The sequence below is a fragment of the Moorena sp. SIO1F2 genome (genome assembly GCF_010672755.1).
Classification (GTDB): domain Bacteria; phylum Cyanobacteriota; class Cyanobacteriia; order Cyanobacteriales; family Coleofasciculaceae; genus Moorena.
In genome coordinates, this window is record NZ_JAAHFV010000618.1 from 1 (window position 1) to 1,938 (window position 1,938).

The following is a 1,938-nucleotide window of genomic DNA, read 5'->3' on the forward strand; positions in this document are numbered from 1 at the left end:
ATTTAACGAATGGGGAGTTTGAGGGGTCGAAATTCCCCATTCCTCTTAAGGATGGGGATGGATAGACCCCTCAAATTCGTCCGCCTGATTGATTTTCGATATATTGCTTGACTTGATCTAAAGGTGCTCCGCCACAAGAAACTATACATTTAGAGTCATGCCATAATTTGGCTTTTTCTCCCCAGTAATGCTTGCTAATTTCTGCCTTGAACTCTTTTCTGAGAATTCTACTACTAGCTGATTTCAGGGATGCGATCAAATCAGACAAGTTATTGTCGGGATGAAAACTTACCATCAAGTGAACATGATCTGGTTCACCGTTGAATTCTTCTAATTTACATTTGTTTGGCTCCAGTACCCTCGTAAAAACTTGAGCCATGCGATCTAACATCATTTTTGTAAACACCTGGCGACGGTATTTTGTCACAAAGACAATATGCAGGTGAATTGAAAAAACTACGTGAGAACCTTTTCTCATGGTAATCTCAGGCATTCCTTGTCAACTTCGTTGTTCGGTGTTATATTGATTCTAGAGCAACTATCGACTGACTGCACACAAGGAGGTGAGACTGAAGTGGTGACGCTAAGGCAGACATTTCGACTGTATCCAACCGCATCGCAAAAAAATAAGCTATTTTATGCCCGTTCGTTACATCAACTTTTGTATAATGCCTGTCTAGCTCACCGCCGCTATGAGTGGAAGGTTAATCGAAAAAGTGTTGGCTACCTTGATCAACAGAATATTTTGCCAGCATATAAAGATTGTTGGCCTGAGTACAAAGGTCTTTACAGTACCTCATTGCAAGGGACGGTCAAACGGGTAGATTTAGCTTACAACAGCTTCTTAAAGGGATTAAGAAAGTTCCCAAGATTTAAGTCTATTAGGGATTACTCTGGTTGGACTTACCCCAGTACTTCTGGATGGAAGGTTAATAGCAATGGAAAACATGGGACAAAGAGTGCTAAATGACTTAAAGATTCAGATTAGGATGCGAGGTAAAGCCAAACATTGGGGTAAGCCAACTACATTGACCGTTGTTTACAAGCCACGATTGAATCAATGGTTTGCGTCGATCACCGTAAAAGTGGATGTACCTGAACCCAAGTATGGGTCTGAATCAGACTTAAATTATGAGTCGGTTGTGGCTTATGACTTAGGAACACAGACAGCTATTACTACTTTTGATGGCTCCGAGTTCAACGAAATCAAAAATCAGCGTTTTACTCGTGCTTTAGAGCCATTACTAAAAACTGCTGGCAAAGATAAACGCAGGAAACGCGCTCCTAATCGTAAACAGCGAGTTAAGCCATCAAGTCGCTGGAAAAAAGCCAATAAACGGGAATCTCAAATCAAGCGTAAAATTGGCAATCAGCGAAAAGACTGGCAACACAAAGTTACATCAGATTTATCTAGTCGTTATGACATCGGTGTAACCGAAAAGCTAAATACGAAAGGAATGATCCGCAAAGCCAAGAAAGGGTCAAAGCGAAAAAATCAAAAAGTTGGGTTAAACAAATCCATTCTTGATGTTGGTTTTGGGTCTCTTAACAAGATGCTGTCCTACAAAATTGAACTAAAAGGTGGGATAGTACTTCATCTGCCTACTAAACAATTAAAGCCATCACAACGTTGCCCAAAGTGTGGAAAAATTCATAAACACTGGGCTAATCTCTCCAATCGTTACCACGTTTGTGATGAGTGCGGATTTCGGCTTTCACGGGATAAAACCAGCGCAATGGTGATGTACAACGCAGCACTAGGTAATCAGCCGGGGTACGGAAATGACCTCGATAAACGTGGATTTCCTAGCTCTACTTCAAAGACCAGTAAGCATACTGGATCGATGAAGCAACTAGGGAAGATGAAGCGTCAAAAATCACGCTCATCAGACGGGTCTGCTGAAACCCCGTCCCTCTACAGGGCGGGGTAGTTCATTT

Annotated in this window: 3 protein-coding genes; 2 read left to right on the forward strand and 1 reads right to left on the reverse strand. The window is 41.7% G+C overall.

The features are described 5' to 3' along the window. Positions 1-70: 70 nt before the first annotated feature. A complete protein-coding gene (gene tnpA / locus F6J94_RS33435) occupies positions 71-493 on the reverse strand; it encodes an IS200/IS605 family transposase (protein WP_293048173.1) in 423 nt (140 codons plus the stop codon). Between the two features lie 81 nt (positions 494-574). Between tnpA and F6J94_RS33440 the strand changes: the two genes are divergently transcribed. Next, positions 575-970 carry a hypothetical protein gene (locus tag F6J94_RS33440; RefSeq protein WP_293048175.1) on the forward strand — a complete coding sequence of 132 codons (396 nt, stop codon included), beginning with the start codon at positions 575-577 and terminating at the stop codon, positions 968-970. Beyond that, positions 939-1,931, forward strand: a complete 993-nt coding sequence (locus F6J94_RS33445) for a transposase (protein WP_293048177.1) — start codon at positions 939-941, stop codon at positions 1,929-1,931. Before F6J94_RS33440 ends, F6J94_RS33445 begins: the two co-directional genes overlap by 32 nt. Positions 1,932-1,938 lie beyond the last annotated feature (7 nt).